The organism is Geobacillus sp. G4, assembly GCF_040327975.1.
GTDB classification, from domain to species: domain Bacteria; phylum Bacillota; class Bacilli; order Bacillales; family Anoxybacillaceae; genus Geobacillus; species Geobacillus thermoleovorans.
This window is the reverse complement of record NZ_JBEPJY010000001.1, coordinates 396,473-410,761: the sequence shown is the minus strand read 5'-3', so window position 1 is coordinate 410,761 and position 14,289 is coordinate 396,473. Positions and strand designations below refer to the sequence as shown.

Genomic DNA, 14,289 nt, shown 5'->3' with positions numbered 1-14,289 from the left:
TTTCAAGAATTTTTTAAGAAGGTGTGGGCGATGACGATGGAAATTCCTTTTTCCGAGCTGCTTGAGCAGCTGCCAAAGCAATTTTTCGCCTCGCTTGTCGCAAAAGTCGGGGAGAAAATCAAGGCCGGATGCGACGTGATCAATTTAGGGCAAGGCAACCCGGATCAGCCGACGCCAAAGCATATCGTTGAGGCGATGCAGCGGGCGGCGGCCAATCCGAAATACCATAAATATTCGCCATTTCAAGGCTACTTCTTTTTGAAAGAAGCCATTGCCGCGTTTTACGCGCGTGAATACGGGGTGAACGTCGATCCAGACCGCGAAGTCGCCATTTTGTTCGGCGGCAAGGCCGGGCTTGTCGAGCTGCCGCTTTGCCTCGTCAACCCGGGCGATGTGGTGCTTGTCCCGGACCCGGGCTATCCGGACTATTGGTCGGGGATCGCGCTTGCCCGCGCGCGGATGGAAATGATGCCGCTTGTTGCGGAAAACGGTTTTTTGCCGGACTATGAAGCCATTCCGGCGGCAGTGGCCGACCGAGCGAAGCTCATGTTTTTAAACTATCCGAACAATCCGACCGGTGCGACGGCGACAAAGGAATTTTTCGCGGAGACGGTGGCGTTTGCCGCCAAGCACGGCATTGCCGTCGTGCACGATTTCGCTTATGGAGCGATCGGCTTTGACGGCCGGAAACCGGTCAGCTTCCTGGAAGCCGATGGGGCGAAAGACGTCGGCGTCGAAATTTATACGTTTTCGAAAACATACAATATGGCCGGCTGGCGCGCGGCGTTTGCCGTCGGCAACGAGCGGATCATTCGGGCGCTTGAGCTTTTGCAGGATCATTTGTATGTCAGCTTGTTCGGCGCCATCCAGGAAGCGGCCGCCGCGGCGCTCCTTGGTCCGCAAGATTGTGTCACGGAGTTGGTCGCATTGTATGAGGCGCGCCGCAATGCGTTCATCGCTGCGCTCTGCGAGATCGGTTGGGAAGCGCCGGCGCCATATGGGTCGTTTTTCGCCTGGCTTCCGCTGCCAAAAGGCATATCATCCGCTGAGTTTGCCGACATGCTGCTTGAGCGGGCGCATGTCGCCGTCGCCCCAGGCATCGGGTTCGGCGAGCACGGCGAAGGGTATGTGCGCGTCGGCCTCTTGACCGATGAAGCGCGGCTTCGCGAAGCAGCGGAGCGGATCGGCCGCCTTGGATTGTTCGAAAAAAATTTTTGAAAAATGATTGACAACGCCAATCGGCGATGTCATAATTCAAAGTAAATTTGCCAATTGTTTGACAAGTGCATAAACGAGCAGGCTTTCTTATCAAGAGCAGGCGGAGGGACGAGCCCAATGAAGCCCGGCAACCGGCTTGGCGCGCGCCAAGCACGGTGCTAATTCTTGCAGCGGAAACGCTGAGAGATAAGAAGAGCGCCATGGATGAGTGACGCCTCTTCTTATGAAGAGGCGTTTTTATTTCGAGATTGAGAGGGATGAACGATGAGTGCAGTGATGGCAACGTATTTGCTTCATGATGAAACAGACATTCGGAAAAAGGCGGAAGGGATCGCGCTCGGCTTGACGATCGGCACGTGGACCGACTTGCCGGCGTTGGAGCAGGAGCAGCTTCGCAAACATAAAGGGGAAGTCGTCGCTATTGAAGAGCTTGGCGAGAGCGAGCGGGTAAACGCCTATTTCGGCAAGCGGTTGAAGCGGGCAATCGTCAAAATCGCTTACCCGACCGTCAACTTCAGCGCCAATTTGCCAGCATTGTTGGTGACGACGTTCGGCAAGCTGTCGCTTGACGGGGAAGTGCGGTTGCTTGATTTGGCATTTCCGGAAGAATGGAAGCGGCAGTTTCCGGGGCCGCGCTTTGGCATCGCCGGCATTCGCGACCGAGTCGGGGTGCATAACCGCCCACTGTTGATGAGCATTTTTAAAGGCATGATCGGCCGCGATTTGGCGTACTTGACGTCGGAATTGAAAAAACAGGCGCTCGGCGGCGTTGACCTGGTCAAAGACGATGAAATTTTGTTTGACAGCGAACTTCTTCCGTTTGAAAAGCGGATCACCGAGGGCAAGGCGGCGCTTCAGGAAGTGTACGAACAAACAGGCAAGCGGACGTTGTATGCCGTCAACTTGACCGGCAAAACGTTTGCGTTAAAGGACAAAGCGAAACGAGCCGCCGAGCTTGGCGCTGATGTGCTGTTGTTTAACGTCTTCGCTTATGGGCTTGACGTGTTGCAGGCGTTGCGCGAGGATGGGGAGATTGCGGTGCCGATTATGGCTCACCCGGCGTTCAGCGGCGCTGTTACGCCGTCCGAATTTTATGGGGTGGCGCCTTCGCTTTGGCTTGGAAAGCTTTTGCGGCTCGCCGGCGCCGACTTTGTCCTGTTCCCGTCGCCGTATGGCAGCGTGGCCTTGGAGCGTGAGCAGGCGCTTGGCATCGCAAGGGCGCTCACCGACGACCAAGAGCCGTTTGCCCGGGCGTTTCCGGTGCCGTCGGCCGGCATTCACCCGGGATTGGTGCCGCTCATCATCCGCGATTTCGGCCTTGACACCATCGTCAACGCCGGCGGCGGCATTCACGGCCATCCGGACGGGGCGATCGGGGGCGGCCGGGCGTTTCGCGCGGCGATCGACGCGGTGTTGGCCGGCCGTCCGCTTCGTGAGGCGGCTGCAGAAAACGAAGCGCTGCAAAAAGCGATCGACCGCTGGGGCGTCGTTGAGGTGGAAGCATGACGAAACAGCTTGTTCTCTTTTGTGATTTTGACGGCACCATTACGGAAAACGACAACATCATCGCTATTATGAAACAGTTCGCCACGCCGGAGTGGGAGGCGTTAAAAGACGACATTCTCGCTGAGCGCATTTCCGTTCAGGAAGGAGTGGGGAAGATGTTTTCCCTCCTTCCGTCCACGTTGAAGGATGAAATTGTGGATTTCCTGCGGCGCACCACCCGGTTGCGCGCGGGATTCCGAGAGTTTGTCGCGTTTACGAAAGAGCGAGGCATTCCGCTTTATATCGTCAGCGGCGGCATCGACTTTTTTGTCTATCCGCTGCTTGAAGGGCTCATTGAACCGGAGCGCATTTTTTGCAACGGCTCCGATTTCAGCGGTGAGACGATCCGCATCACATGGCCGCATGCGTGCGACGGTGAGTGCCAAAACGGCTGCGGCTGCTGCAAGCCATCGCTCCTTCGCAAGCTTGCCCGCCCGGACGGATACCATGTCGTCATTGGCGATTCGATTACGGATTTAGCGGTGGCGAAGCAAGCGGATTACGTGATGGCGCGCGATTTTCTGCTCCAAAAATGCCAAGAGCTCGGCTTGCCGCATGCGCCGTTTGCAACGTTTTTTGACGTGATTGATGCGTTGCAGCGAATGGAGGTGATCGTATGAGCATTGTCGTGAAAAAGTGGAACGAGCTCGCGGAAGTGAAAGCTGAGCTCGCCGCCCGCGACTGGTTTTTCGCGACAAGCGGCAATTTGTCGATCAAGGTGACGGACGACCCATTGACGTTTTTGGTGACAGCGAGCGGCAAGGATAAGCGGAAGCAAACGGATGAGGATTTTCTGCTCGTTGACGCCGCCGGAAAACCGGCGGAGGAAACAAACTTGAAGCCCTCGGCCGAGACGCTCTTGCACGCGGAAATTTACGGACGGACGAATGCCGGCTGCGTCTTGCACGTTCATACGGTCGACAACAACTTGATTTCTGAACTGTATGCGCAAAACGGGGAAGCGGTCTTTTCCGGCCAGGAAATCATCAAGGCGTTCGGCATTTGGGAAGAAAATGCCGCCGTGCGCATCCCGATCATTGACAATTACGCCGACATTCCAACGCTCGCTCGGGAGTTTGCGAACTATATCCATGGCGACGCCGGCGCCGTGTTGATCCAAAACCATGGCATCACGGTCTGGGGGCGTACAGCGTTTGAAGCGAAAAAACATTTGGAGGCATGGGAGTTTTTGTTCCGCTGGCAGGTGAAGCGGCTGCTTTTGCAGCGGGCCGGCCTGCCGGTTGGCTAATCCATATACATTTTTCCAAAGGAGGATGTGAACAATGGCAGTCATCAAAGTGAGAAAAACGGGCCAAGTGATTGAAGGAGAAGACAATGTGCGCGCGTTTTTGAACAGTCAAGGGGTGTTGTATGAACATTGGGACATCACGAAACTGCCGGAGCATTTGCGCGATAAATATGTTCTGACAGATGAAGAAAAAAATGAAATTTTAGCGACGTTCAAAGACGAAATTGAAGATTTAGCGGCGCGCCGCGGCTACAAAACGTGGGATATCGTCGCTCTGTCCGACGCGACGCCGAACTTGGATGAGTTGCTGAAAAAATTTGAACAAGTGCACGTCCATACGGAAGATGAAGTGCGCGCCATTACGGCCGGCCATGGCATTTTCATCATCAAAGGCGACAAAGAAACCGGCTATTTTGATGTAGAGCTTGAAGCCGGCGACGTCATTTCCGTGCCGGAAGGGAATCCGCATTACTTTACGCTCATGGATGACCGTCGGGTCGTTGCGGTGCGCTTGTTTATCGACCCGTCCGGCTGGGTCGCTCATCCATATGAAGAAAAAGAGGAAGCCGTCCAATAACAATGAACGCCCCGCTGCTTATATACAGGCGGCGGGGTTGTTTTCGTTAAAACGATTGTGTTAGAAAAATCATAAACAAAATGCCGACAATAAACGCATACGTCGAGGTCCGTTCATTTCCATCGCCATGGCTTTCGGGAATGAGCTCTTTGTAAATGATAAACAGCATCGCCCCCGCGGCGAACGCCAGCCCGTACGGAACGAGCCCACGAAAAAGGGAGGTTAAGTAAAAACCGAGCAGCGATGTGACGATTTCCACGGCTCCGGTCAACGTGGCGATCAGAAACGCCTTCAAGCGCCCGATTTGCTGGTTGATTAAAAACAAAGCGACCAAAAACCCTTCCGGTGCATTTTGCAAGCCAATCGCCAGGGCGATTAAATTGCCGATTTGGGAAGAGCTGTCGGAGGCGTAGCTGACCCCGACCGACAGACCTTCAGGCAAATTGTGCAACGTAATGGCGGCAATAATGAGCATCGCTTTTTCATCAAATTGCAAGCCGCTTTTTGTATGTTCCAAGTCAATATGGGGGACGGTCATTTCAAGCAACGTCAAAATAAGTACGCCAGCGGAAAGCCCTACTGTTAACGTGCTGAAGCCCCCTGATTTTAACGATTCCGGAATGAGACTCATCATCGAAGCCGCCATCATAATGCCGGCGGAAAAGGCCAGCAGTACGTCACGCCACCGGTGGGTGAGCGATTTGGCCATAAACAAAATCGGCACGGCGCCAAGCCCGGTGGATAAGGCGGAAAGCACGCTTCCAGCCAACACTTGGTTCATCTACTTCCCTCCCTGACATCTTTTCTCCTTCTTCACATATGCATCATTCATCGGAATGTGACAGTCGCCCAAGCGCCGACATTATAATAAATTTATCATAGCCGAAGGAAAAGCCGTGAACCAGGAAAATGCATCATCGCAAACAAAAAACGGTTGCCCGGGAATTCGCTGTTCCAGTATAATGAAAGTAAGAAAATGTCAACTTTAAAGGGTTGGATGCTATGGACCAAAAGGAACAGGCGTTGCAGCAGTCATTAAAATTATTCATCGTGTTATCGAGGGCATATCGGTCGGTCAGCGACCAAGTAAACAAGTCGATTCAAGCGTTCGGCGTGAATCCGACCGAATTTGCGGTGCTCGAACTGCTTTACCATAAAGGCGATCAGCCGCTCCAGCAAATCGGGGAAAAAATTTTGCTCGCCAGCGGCAGCATCACGTATGTCATCGACAAGCTTGAAAATAAAGGCTTGATCATCCGCCGCGCCTGTGAGCGGGATCGCCGCGTGACGTATGCGTCGATCACCGACAGCGGCCGGCGGTTCATCCAGCGCGTGTTTCCCGAACATGCCGAGACCATCCATGAAACGGTGGCGGCCCTGACGCCGGAAGAAAAGGAACAGGCGATTGCATTGCTGAAAAAATTAGGCTACGGCGCAAAAAGCAGAGACTGACCTCGCGTCAGTCTCTTTAATTTTTCCGAAAATGGATACGTTATATAAAGAACATAACACTGCAAGAAAAAGGAGAGATCACCATTGATGATTCCTGTTGGGGTGTCCAACCGCCACATTCATTTATCGAAAGAGCATATGGCGGCGCTGTTTGGCGAAGGCGCCGAGCTGACGGTGCTCAAGCCGTTGTCGCAGCCCGGACAGTTCGCCGCCAAGGAAACGGTGACGGTCGAAGGGCCGAAAGGGAAAATTGAAAACGTCCGCGTCCTCGGACCGGTCCGTTCGCTGACGCAGCTTGAAATTTCGAAAACCGACAGCTTCAAGCTCGGCGTCGCGCCCCCGGTCCGCTTATCCGGCGATATTGACGGAACGCCGGGCATTACGATTCACGGGCCGAAGGGGACGGTGACCGTCGACAAAGGGGTGATCATTGCCAAGCGGCACATTCATATGACGCCGAAAGATGCGGAAACGTTTGGCGTCTGCGACAAACAAGTCGTGAAAGTGAAAACACAAGGGGAACGGGCGCTCATTTTCGATGAAGTCATCGTCCGCGTCAGTGAAGATTTTGCTTTAGATATGCACATTGACACGGATGAAGCGAACGCGGCTGGCTTGAAAACCGGCGATTATGTCGAACTGCTTCCGTCGTGAAGTCATCCGCAGCAATGGGAGACAATGCGCCCTCTCGTTCGTCCCGAGAGGGCGCTTTCCGTTAACGCGGGCGTTTCTTGGATGGCTCTAGTGTGCCGACAAGATGAAACGGCGCATCACGCCGAATGGCGTCAATGACGCCGCACGAGTGCGTGCATGGCGGCTCCTCCTTTCGGATTAAGGCAGCGATCTTTTCAAATAACGGTCAAACCAGTTGACGATATGGCGAAGCCGCTCAAGGCGGAGCACCGGGTTGCCGGTGCGCGACAAATCGTGGTTGGCGTCCGGGAAGCGGACAAGTTTCGTTTCCCGCCCGAGTTGTTTCAATGCGATAAACAGCTGTTCCGCCTGCTCGATCGGGCAGCGGTAATCGCGCTCGCTATGCAAGATTAAGAGCGGTGTGCGCATGTTTTGGACGTATTTGAGCGGTGAATGATGCCAAAGCCGCTCCGCGTCTTCCCAGATGTCGCAGCCGACCTCCCATTTTGTGAAAAAGTAGCCGATGTCACTCACTCCGGAGAAACTGAGCCAGTTGGAAATGGAACGCTGGGTGACAGCCGCTTTGAACCGGTCGGTATGCCCGACGATCCAATTGGTCATAAACCCGCCGTAGCTGCCGCCAGTGACGCCAAGCCATGTCTCGTCAATGAAGTCGAACTTGCTGATCGCGGCGTCGACGCCGGCCATAATGTCTTCATAATCCATGCCGCCATAGTCGCCGCGCACGGCATTGACGAATGCCTGTCCATATCCGTGGCTGCCGCGCGGGTTCGTGAACAAGACCGCATAACCACGCGAAACGAGCAGTTGAAATTCATGGAAAAAGGTAAACCCGTACATCGCATGCGGCCCGCCGTGAATTTCGACGACAAGCGGCGCCTTTTCCCCTTCGCCAAGCCCGGGCGGTTTCATGATCCAGCCTTGAATCTCCCAACCATCCGCCGATCGATACGTAAACGGTTCGGCATCGGCGAACACCACTTCGTTTTCGAGCGCTTCATTGGCACGCGTAAGCCGTGTTTTCGTTCCGTCTTCAAGCGAGATTATATACAAATCGCCAATGACCGTCGGCTCGCTCATGGCGGCGATGGCTTGCTGTTCGCTTGGGTGGATGGCTAAACCGTATAAATGGAAGTTGCCTTCGATCACCGGAACGATCGGGCCGTCGAGCGGGACGAAATACAAGTTGACGCGTCCGCGCTCCGAGGCGGTGACATACAGGCCGCTTCCGTCGCTCGCCCAAATCGGTCCCGGCCCTTTCGCATCAGCGTGTGTGTCGCCGACCATGGCATCGCCGAGATGGACGTCCCAATCGGCGGTCAACACCAGCTTCGTTCCACGCTCCGGCTCAAAGACGTAAAGCCGGTGAAGCGTAGCCCCGAGATAAGCAAGATCATGGCCGATGGCGGCGAGCTTCGTTCCGTCCGGCGACCAGGCGAGCGAAGCGAATGTGCCGCATCCGTTCGTCAAGTTCGTTTCCGCTTTCGATTCGAGATCAAGCAAAACAATGTCGCGCGTAAAGGTTGTGTCTGGATCATCGTTTCGGTTGGCGACAAAGGCGAGCGTCCGTCCGGTTGGGGAAACGGCAAACGAACCGATTTCTTCCTCGCGGCCCGTCAACGCTTCGCTTTTTCCTGACGCCGCATCGATGCGCACCAGCACGTCCTGCTTGCCGTCAAGAAAACCCGACGCGTCTGATTTGTAATAGAGCCGTTCCACAACGCGCGGCTTCGAATCGGCCGGTTTTTGTTCCGCCGTTTTCTGCTCTTCTCGGTCTTCGATCGTTTCTTCGTCGCCAAGCGTCGTTAGGGCGATGAGAAACGTCCCGTCCGGCGACCAAACGTAATCGCGCACACCGTTTTTGAAAAACGTCAGTTGGCGCGCCTCACCGCCATTGGCGGGCAAAAGCCAAAGCTGTGTGCGTCCGGAGCGGTCAGATAAAAAGGCGATCATTTCACCTCTTGGGGAAAAACGCGGCTTCATGTCGCGCCAGCGGCCGAACGTCCATTGACGGACGGAGCCGTCTGCCGCCCATATCCATAAATGGGAGCGGTATTGTTTTTCCTCATCAATCGATTTTTCCACAAACACGGCGCGCGTCCCGTCCGGCGCGTAGTGCGGGTCGCGCACCGAGCGGAGGCGAAGCAAATCTTCCACCGTTATGCCGCGGCGTTTTGTCGGTTGTTCGTTGTTGTTCATCAGTTGGCCCCCCTCTTTCTTTTAAGTAAAATGGAACTACATTGTATATTTCGTCTTCCGAAAGACAAGATCCTGCCCAAAACAGAAAAAACGAACGCCCCCATAATGGACGTTCGCTTTTTGGCTATGCCGATAATTTTTGTTTTTCTTTCGCCTGCTGTGCCGCTTTTTTTACTTGCGGATAGAAGATTAGGCCGCTAGCGAGCAGGACAACACCGAGTAGGAAGGTTTTGATGTCTGCCGTGCCAGCGATAACGACCCAGATCGAATACACCGTCGCTAAGGCCGCAATGATTCCGTCAACCATCCGCTCGCGCGCCTCCATGTACGTTTCGCCGGTGAGCGTGAGTTTCAACTGAAAGACGGAAGCGATCAAATACGGGATGAGGTAGGCGAGCGTGGCGATGTAAATGACGAAGTCAAACGCCGCGGCCATCGAGTGGGAAATGGTCGAAAAGATGAACAATTGCGCCAAGGCGTTCGACAACGTAAGTGAGAAGCTCGGCACATTTTTCTTGTTTTCCTTTAAAAACATCGGCAGAAACAGCCCTTGTTTGGCCGCTTGGTACGGCACCTCAGCGCTCAGCAAGATCCAGCCGAGCGTCGAGCCGAGCAGGCTAATGAGCCCAAGACCAGCCAACACGTAGCCGCCCGCCGGTCCGACGATGGCAATGATGGCATCAACGAGCGGTTTTTCCGATTGAATGAGTTTGTTTTGCGGCAAGACACCTATGACTAAAAAGCTGATGCCGATATAAATGGCTAAAGTGGAGAGGGGGTATATGGTTGCCGACATTATATTACCCAATTCGACAAAAACCGTCAATATCTTTTGGTTGGAAGAGTGAGTCAAGACGTTGGATTTTCATGGACACTCTCCTCTACATACCAGACATGATCATTGCTTCGTATTGTTTGTGTGGGGTAAAATGGAAGTGTATTTAAGGGGTTGGAAAAGGAGGATATTTTTGAAGTTCGACGAATATACAATTGGTCAGTGAAACATGGAAAAGGTTCATTTCACTGGGGATGGATCTTTTCCCATCATCATATTCCGTGAAAAAAAGAAGGGGATGAGCATGAAGTTTTCTGAGTTTCGTTATGAGCGGCCGGACATCACTCAATTGCAGGCATCGTTTCAAGAAGCGCTTGATTCGTTCCGCCGTGCGGGGAGCGCCGCCTTGCAACACGAGGCGATGAAGCGGATCAATGAGCTGCGCCGCCGCTACAGCACGATGGCGAACCTTTGCCATATTCGCCATACGATCGATACAAACGATGAGTTCTATAAGAAAGAACAAGACTTTTTCGATGAAACGGAGCCGATCGTCAAGGGGCTTGTCAACGATTATTACCGCGCGCTTGTTTCCTCGCCGTTCCGCGCTGAATTGGAACAAGTGTGGGGGAAACAGCTGTTTGCGTTGGCCGAAACACAGCTGAAAACATACGCACCGGCGATTGTAGAGGACTTGCAAAAAGAAAACAAGCTGGCAAGCGAATATACGAAGCTCATCGCATCGGCGAAAATCATGTTTGAAGGGGAAGAGCGGACGCTTGCCCAGCTGCAGCCGTTTGTTGAGTCGCCGGACCGCGCGATGCGCCAACGGGCGAGTGAGGCACGATTTTCGTTTTTCATGGACTATGAAAAAGAACTCGATGAATTGTATGATGAGCTTGTCCACGTCCGCACGGCGATCGCCCGCAAGCTCGGTTTCCAAAACTTTGTGGAACTCGGCTATGCCCGTTTAGGCCGGACCGATTACAATGCCGATATGGTCGCAGGCTACCGCCGGCAAGTGAAAACGCACATCGTCCCACTCGCAGCAAAGCTGCGCGAGCGCCAGCGGCAGCGGATTCAGGTCGACCGGCTTACGTATTATGATGAGCCGTTCATGTTTCCGAGCGGCAACCCGGCGCCAAAAGGGGACGCCGCTTGGATTGTTGACAACGGCCGGCGCATGTATGAAGAGCTGTCGCCGGAAACAGGAGAGTTTTTCCGCTATATGGTCGAACATGAATTGATGGACCTCGTCGCCAAAAAAGGAAAGGCGGGCGGCGGCTATTGCACCTATATCGATGACTATAAGGCGCCGTTTATTTTCTCGAACTTTACCGGAACGTCCGGCGACATTGATGTGCTCACCCATGAAGCTGGGCATGCGTTCCAAGTGTATGAGAGCCGCCATTACGACATTCCGGAATACAACTGGCCGACGCTTGAGGCGTGTGAAATCCATTCGATGAGCATGGAATTTTTCACATGGCCGTGGATGGAGCTCTTTTTCGGCGAAGACGCCGACAAATACCGGTTCGCCCATTTGAGCGACGCACTTTTGTTTTTGCCGTACGGCGTTGCAGTCGATGAATTTCAGCACGCTGTCTACGAGAACCCGGATATGACGCCGGCTGAGCGGAAGAGTGTCTGGCGCAACATCGAAAAAGCGTATTTGCCGACAAGAGACTACGCCGGCCATGACTACCTTGAGCGCGGCGGATTTTGGCAGCGGCAAGGGCACATTTACACCGACCCGTTTTATTACATTGATTATACATTGGCGCAAGTGTGCGCGTTCCAGTTTTGGAAGCGGGCGCAGGAAGACCGGGAATCAGCCTGGCGCGACTATGTGGCGCTTTGCCGATTGGGCGGCAGCCGGCCGTTTACTGAGCTCGTCAAAAGCGCCAACCTAAAGTCGCCGTTTGCTGACGGGGCGGTCGCTTCGGTCGTCGGCCATATCGAGCGGTGGTTGGACAGCGTCGATGACAAAGCCTTGTAAAAAGAAGCAAAGAAGGCGGGCGGGAACAGCACCGCCCTGCTTTTCTTTATCATCTCGCGCCGAGAAGACCCCCACTTCCACGTGTTGGGCGGGGATGGCTTGGTTGACAGCCTGCTGTGGGGCGGGTGTTTCCAACAATCTCTCACCTCAAAGCTCAAGCGTAGGTGGGAGAGCGTTCAATTTGAAAACTTCTATCAAACTGGGGAAAAGGGGGAAAACGATGATCCGTAAAGCCACATGGGTCGACGCACTGGCCATCGCTTCGGTCCACGTCGAAAGTTGGAAGACGACGTACAGCGGCATCGTGCCGGACGCGTACTTGGAGACGTTGGCAGTGGGAGAAAAACAAACGTTATGGGAGAAGGTGCTCAGCCAATCGGACCATTCCGTGTTTGTCGCCGAGGAAAACGGACGCGTCGTTGGATTCGTCTCCGGCGGACCAAATCGGGCAGCCGACGGTCTGATAGCGAAGTATGACGGGGAGCTGTATGCGATTTATTTGCTTAAAGAGGTGCAAGGAAAAGGGCTCGGCCGGCAACTCGTTCAAGCGTTGATCCGCCATTTGGCGCAAAAAGGCATTCATTCGCTGGTCGTCTGGGTGCTTGCCGACAATCCGTCACGCGGTTTTTACGAACGGCTTGGCGGTGAAAAACTGGCCGAGGAAAGGGTGGAAATCGGTGGAAAAGCATTATGGGAGTGGTGCTACGGCTGGCGAGACGTCCAATTGATGGAACAGTAGGTGGACTGCCGAACCGTCGGCAGCTTAAAAAATGTATTTTGTGAGTGATTACTCACTTTACAAAAAGGTTTATCTTTTTTATACTATATATGAGTGATTACTCACTACTATGCAAAGGGGAGAAAAGCAATGACCGCCAATCCATGTATTCAAGTCGAGCGTGTCTCCAAGCGGTTTGGAAAAAAAGTAGTCATCCACGATGTGTCGTTGGATGTCCGCGCGGGAGAAATTTTCGGTCTGCTCGGCCCGTCGGGTGCAGGAAAAACGACGTTGGTGCGCATGATCGCCGGCATTGATGCGGCGAGCGAAGGGACGATTCGCGTGCTCGGCGTGAATATGCCCAATCTTGGCGCCATGAAGCGGATCGGCTTTATGGCCCAGTCGGATGCCCTGTACGGAGAATTGACTGCGCTGGAGAACATGCAATTTTTTGCTTCCATCTACGGGTTGCGAGGGAAAAAACAAAAAGAGCGGATCGATGACATGTTGGCGCTTGTCAACTTAACGAATGATCGAAAAAAGCCGGTGCACCAATATTCAGGAGGGATGAAGCGTCGGTTGTCGCTGGCGATCGCCTTGCTTCATGAACCGGACGTGCTTATTTTGGATGAGCCGACGGTCGGCATCGATCCGGTGCTGCGCCAATCGATTTGGGCGGAGCTTGAGCGGATTCGCCAGCGCGGCACAACCATTGTCGTCACGACCCATGTGATGGATGAAGCGGAAAAGTGCGGGCGGCTTGGCATGATTCGCGAAGGCCGTCTGATCGCCGTCGGCCGCCCGGATGAATTGAAACAGGAAGCAGGCGCGGAAACGATTGAGCAAGCGTTTTTGACGTTTGGAGGTGTCCGTCGATGAGAGTGTTGGCCATTGTCGTCCGCATCATCCGCCAGTTTTTCCGCGACAAGCGCACGCTGGCGCTCATGATTGTCGCGCCGATGTTCGTCTTGTTGTTAATGGATTTGGTGTTTAATGGCGAAGAATACAAACCAGCCATTGCCGTCAGCGAACACGTGCCTGAGGTGGTTGTTGACAAGTTGAAAGAAGCAGGAGCGAACGTGAAAGAGCTGTCAGCAAAACAAGCGCGAAAGCAGCTGGACGATCAAGACATTGACGCGTGGCTTGACATGAGCGGAAGCGCTCCGCACCTTACGCTGGAAGGAAGCGACCCGACGGCCAATCAGGCGGTGATGGCCGCGGTGCAAAAGGCGTTTCAGTCCATGGCGCCCAAGCCCCCGTTTCAGCTGAAAACAACGTATTGGCACGGATCAAGCGACATGGCGTCATTTGATTATTTCGGCCCCGTGCTGATCGGCTTTTTCGTCTTCTTTTTTGTCTTTTTGATTGCTGGAGTGTCATTTTTGCGCGAGCGGACGAACGGGACGCTCGAGCGGCTGATGGCGACGCCGCTCAGGCGCTGGGAAATGGTCGCCGGCTACATGATCGGGTTCGGATTGTTTACGACGATTCAGGCAAGCTTAATTTCATGGTTTGCCATTGATGTGCTCGACATGATGATGGAAGGTTCGTTCGGGTATGTGCTGCTCATTACGTTTTTGTTGGCGATGACGGCGCTTGCGCTTGGGATGCTGCTGTCGGCGTTCGCCAACAACGAGCTGCAAATGGTGCAGTTTATCCCGCTTGTCGTCGTGCCGCAAGTGTTTTTCTCCGGCTTGTTCAATCTTGACACGATGGAAGAATGGCTTCGCTCGCTGAGCGTCATCATGCCGCTCACCTACGGGGCGGATGCGCTGCGCGATATTATGGTGCGGGGAGAGGGCTTTGGCGCCATCGCCGTGGATGTGTACGTGCTGCTTGGCTTTACGTTGCTGTTTATGCTATTAAATGTAGTAGCGCTGAAAAAATACCGCAAGCTGTAAGG

At 54.0% G+C, this 14,289-nt stretch carries 13 protein-coding genes, 1 pseudogene and 1 riboswitch; of the genes and pseudogenes, 11 read left to right on the top strand and 3 right to left on the bottom strand.

Features of this window, described 5'->3' with window-relative positions; all coding sequences use genetic code 11:
• The first annotated feature begins 30 nt into the window (after positions 1 to 30).
• The 5 genes from ABS784_RS02050 to ABS784_RS02030 all read left to right on the top strand — a co-directional run bounded on the left by ABS784_RS02050 (position 31) and on the right by ABS784_RS02030 (position 4,589).
• Positions 31 to 1,218 (top strand): pyridoxal phosphate-dependent aminotransferase, encoded by a 1,188-nt coding sequence (locus ABS784_RS02050; RefSeq protein WP_352511329.1) that lies wholly within the window; start codon positions 31 to 33, stop codon positions 1,216 to 1,218.
• 84 nt (positions 1,219 to 1,302) lie between these two features.
• Positions 1,303 to 1,411: riboswitch (SAM riboswitch) on the top strand.
• 71 nt (positions 1,412 to 1,482) lie between these two features.
• On the top strand, positions 1,483 to 2,724 hold the full coding sequence (gene mtnW / locus ABS784_RS02045) for a 2,3-diketo-5-methylthiopentyl-1-phosphate enolase (RefSeq protein ID WP_352511275.1): 1,242 nt from the start codon (positions 1,483 to 1,485) through the stop codon (positions 2,722 to 2,724).
• On the top strand, positions 2,721 to 3,383 hold the full coding sequence (mtnX, locus tag ABS784_RS02040; RefSeq protein WP_352511274.1) for a 2-hydroxy-3-keto-5-methylthiopentenyl-1-phosphate phosphatase: 663 nt from the start codon (positions 2,721 to 2,723) through the stop codon (positions 3,381 to 3,383). The genes mtnW and mtnX overlap by 4 nt, the downstream gene beginning before the upstream one ends.
• The gene (locus ABS784_RS02035; RefSeq protein WP_013145967.1) at positions 3,380 to 4,012 is read left to right on the top strand and encodes a methylthioribulose 1-phosphate dehydratase; all 633 of its coding nucleotides are present in this window, start codon (positions 3,380 to 3,382) and stop codon (positions 4,010 to 4,012) included. The genes mtnX and ABS784_RS02035 overlap by 4 nt, the downstream gene beginning before the upstream one ends.
• A gap of 34 nt (positions 4,013 to 4,046) precedes the next feature.
• Positions 4,047 to 4,589 carry a 1,2-dihydroxy-3-keto-5-methylthiopentene dioxygenase gene (locus tag ABS784_RS02030; RefSeq protein ID WP_042381313.1) on the top strand — a complete coding sequence of 181 codons (543 nt, stop codon included), beginning with the start codon at positions 4,047 to 4,049 and terminating at the stop codon, positions 4,587 to 4,589.
• Between the two features lie 46 nt (positions 4,590 to 4,635).
• On the opposite strand, the gene ABS784_RS02025 is transcribed toward ABS784_RS02030, so the two are convergent.
• The gene (locus tag ABS784_RS02025; RefSeq protein WP_023634093.1) at positions 4,636 to 5,370 is read right to left on the bottom strand and encodes a ZIP family metal transporter; all 735 of its coding nucleotides are present in this window, start codon (positions 5,368 to 5,370) and stop codon (positions 4,636 to 4,638) included.
• Between the two features lie 221 nt (positions 5,371 to 5,591).
• On the opposite strand from ABS784_RS02025, the gene ABS784_RS02020 reads away from it, so the two are divergent.
• Both ABS784_RS02020 and ABS784_RS02015 read left to right on the top strand, forming a co-directional pair.
• Positions 5,592 to 6,041 (top strand): MarR family winged helix-turn-helix transcriptional regulator, encoded by a 450-nt coding sequence (locus tag ABS784_RS02020; RefSeq protein ID WP_042381314.1) that lies wholly within the window; start codon positions 5,592 to 5,594, stop codon positions 6,039 to 6,041.
• A gap of 87 nt (positions 6,042 to 6,128) precedes the next feature.
• Positions 6,129 to 6,695, top strand: a complete 567-nt coding sequence (locus ABS784_RS02015) for a phosphate propanoyltransferase (RefSeq protein WP_031212856.1) — start codon at positions 6,129 to 6,131, stop codon at positions 6,693 to 6,695.
• A 177-nt stretch (positions 6,696 to 6,872) separates the two neighbouring features.
• Here ABS784_RS02015 and ABS784_RS02010 read toward each other — a convergent pair whose 3' ends face one another.
• Entirely contained in the window at positions 6,873 to 8,894 is a 2,022-nt protein-coding gene (locus tag ABS784_RS02010) for a S9 family peptidase (RefSeq protein WP_352511272.1), read from the bottom strand.
• 124 nt (positions 8,895 to 9,018) lie between these two features.
• Positions 9,019 to 9,669, bottom strand: a pseudogene (locus ABS784_RS02005) (APC family permease); the annotation flags it as partial.
• Between the two features lie 304 nt (positions 9,670 to 9,973).
• Here ABS784_RS02005 and ABS784_RS02000 point away from each other — a divergent pair.
• From ABS784_RS02000 to ABS784_RS01985, 4 genes are all read left to right on the top strand, one after another.
• Positions 9,974 to 11,668, top strand: coding sequence for a M3 family oligoendopeptidase (locus ABS784_RS02000; RefSeq protein WP_011230464.1), 1,695 nt, complete (start codon positions 9,974 to 9,976; stop codon positions 11,666 to 11,668).
• A 220-nt stretch (positions 11,669 to 11,888) separates the two neighbouring features.
• Positions 11,889 to 12,407, top strand: a complete 519-nt coding sequence (locus ABS784_RS01995) for a GNAT family N-acetyltransferase (protein WP_011230465.1) — start codon at positions 11,889 to 11,891, stop codon at positions 12,405 to 12,407.
• A 129-nt stretch (positions 12,408 to 12,536) separates the two neighbouring features.
• On the top strand, positions 12,537 to 13,265 hold the full coding sequence (locus ABS784_RS01990; RefSeq protein WP_023634217.1) for an ABC transporter ATP-binding protein: 729 nt from the start codon (positions 12,537 to 12,539) through the stop codon (positions 13,263 to 13,265).
• Positions 13,262 to 14,287, top strand: a complete 1,026-nt coding sequence (locus tag ABS784_RS01985; protein ID WP_023634218.1) for an ABC transporter permease — start codon at positions 13,262 to 13,264, stop codon at positions 14,285 to 14,287. The genes ABS784_RS01990 and ABS784_RS01985 overlap by 4 nt, the downstream gene beginning before the upstream one ends.
• Positions 14,288 to 14,289: the final 2 nt, after the last annotated feature.

Coding starts and splice junctions, on each gene's coding strand:
- ABS784_RS02050 (WP_352511329.1), top strand. CDS start 31: ATGACGATGGAAATTCCTTTTTCCGAGCTGCTTGAGCAGCTGCCAAAG.
- mtnW (WP_352511275.1), top strand. CDS start 1,483: ATGAGTGCAGTGATGGCAACGTATTTGCTTCATGATGAAACAGACATT.
- mtnX (WP_352511274.1), top strand. CDS start 2,721: ATGACGAAACAGCTTGTTCTCTTTTGTGATTTTGACGGCACCATTACG.
- ABS784_RS02035 (WP_013145967.1), top strand. CDS start 3,380: ATGAGCATTGTCGTGAAAAAGTGGAACGAGCTCGCGGAAGTGAAAGCT.
- ABS784_RS02030 (WP_042381313.1), top strand. CDS start 4,047: ATGGCAGTCATCAAAGTGAGAAAAACGGGCCAAGTGATTGAAGGAGAA.
- ABS784_RS02025 (WP_023634093.1), bottom strand. CDS start 5,370: ATGAACCAAGTGTTGGCTGGAAGCGTGCTTTCCGCCTTATCCACCGGG.
- ABS784_RS02020 (WP_042381314.1), top strand. CDS start 5,592: ATGGACCAAAAGGAACAGGCGTTGCAGCAGTCATTAAAATTATTCATC.
- ABS784_RS02015 (WP_031212856.1), top strand. CDS start 6,129: ATGATTCCTGTTGGGGTGTCCAACCGCCACATTCATTTATCGAAAGAG.
- ABS784_RS02010 (WP_352511272.1), bottom strand. CDS start 8,894: ATGAACAACAACGAACAACCGACAAAACGCCGCGGCATAACGGTGGAA.
- ABS784_RS02000 (WP_011230464.1), top strand. CDS start 9,974: ATGAAGTTTTCTGAGTTTCGTTATGAGCGGCCGGACATCACTCAATTG.
- ABS784_RS01995 (WP_011230465.1), top strand. CDS start 11,889: ATGATCCGTAAAGCCACATGGGTCGACGCACTGGCCATCGCTTCGGTC.
- ABS784_RS01990 (WP_023634217.1), top strand. CDS start 12,537: ATGACCGCCAATCCATGTATTCAAGTCGAGCGTGTCTCCAAGCGGTTT.
- ABS784_RS01985 (WP_023634218.1), top strand. CDS start 13,262: ATGAGAGTGTTGGCCATTGTCGTCCGCATCATCCGCCAGTTTTTCCGC.